General features: G+C 43.5%; 1 protein-coding gene and 1 pseudogene. Both read left to right on the top strand.

Annotated features, from left to right (window positions below):
* A partial coding sequence (gene pds, locus IQ242_RS24725; protein ID WP_193961774.1) for a 15-cis-phytoene desaturase occupies nucleotides 1-1188 on the top strand: 1188 nt, incomplete at its 5' end.
* A gap of 105 nt (nucleotides 1189-1293) precedes the next feature.
* Nucleotides 1294-1414: pseudogene (locus IQ242_RS24720) on the top strand (phytoene synthase); the annotation flags it as partial.

Raw genomic sequence — 1414 nt, 5'->3', positions numbered from 1 at the left:
CACTCGATGATCTTCAATCAGCCGGAAAAACCGGGGACTTATTCGCGGTTTGACTTCCCTGATATTCCCGCCCCAATTAACGGTATTGTTGCCATTCTTCGCAATAATGATATGTTAACTTGGGAGGAAAAAATTAAATTTGGACTCGGTTTAATCCCTGCCATTGTTAAAGGACAAAGTTACGTCGAGGAGATGGATAAATATTCTTGGTCAGAATGGCTAGAGAAACAAAACATCCCTCCTAGGGTAGAAAAAGAAGTGTTTATCGCTATGTCGAAAGCCCTAAACTTTATCGATCCTAACGAGATTTCCGCCACGATTCTACTAACGGCATTAAACCGCTTTTTACAGGAGAAAAACGGCTCAAAAATGGCCTTTCTCGATGGTTCACCCACGGAAAGACTCTGCCAACCCTTAGTCGATTACATCACCGCTAGAGGTGGCGAAGTGCGCTTAAACGCCCCTTTAAAAGAGATTATCTTAAATGAAGATGGCACAGTTAAAGCCTTCTTAATGCGCGGTTTAGACGGTGCGAAAGATTATCTTTTTGAAGCTGATCTTTATGTGTCTGCAATGCCTGTAGATCCCTTAAAAGTATTACTGCCTAAACTTTGGCAAGAAGATAAATTCTTTCAAAAATTAGAAGGATTAGAAGGAGTTCCTGTTATTAATCTACACCTCTGGTTTGATCGCAAACTAACCGACATCGATCATTTATTATTCTCCCGTTCTCCTTTACTCAGTGTTTATGCTGACATGAGCAACACCTGTAAAGAATACGCTAACCCCGATCGCTCGATGTTAGAATTAGTTCTCGCCCCTGCTCAGGATTGGATTACTAAATCCGATGAGGAAATTATCGCCGCCACGATGAAAGAATTAGAAAAACTCTTTCCCCAACATTTTACTGGCGATAATCCCAGTCAATTGTTAAAATATCATCTGGTGAAAACTCCTCGATCGGTTTATAAAGCCACCCCTGGCCGACAAGCTTATCGACCTTCTCAGAAAACTCCGATCGAGAATTTTTATCTCGCCGGTGACTATACCATGCAAAAATATTTAGGAAGCATGGAAGGAGCGGTTTTATCGGGGAAATTAGCGGCAGCAGTGATCAGCAAAGATCACCCCGCAGCACCCCTAAACCCGAATAAAACCCAATCCACACCAGTGTCCAGCGCTCGTTAATTCTCTGGCTAGGGACTAATGACGAAAATGGCCTTGAGTGAGACAATGCTATATCATTAGCCACAGTTCGCCGTTAATCTAAGTCAATCATTCCGCCCCAGCAGAATGCTCCAATTGCCAAAACCGACCCACCCCACCAAACCCCTCGTCTCCCTTGCGGAGTCCTACGAACTCTGTCGCCGGATTACAGAGAAGTATTCCAAAACGTTTTATCTCGGTACTCTCC

Origin of the sequence: Microcystis sp. LEGE 08355 (assembly GCF_015207185.1) — a bacterium.
GTDB lineage: Bacteria > Cyanobacteriota > Cyanobacteriia > Cyanobacteriales > Microcystaceae > Microcystis > Microcystis panniformis.
This window is presented reverse-complemented; position numbering and strand designations above follow the sequence as displayed.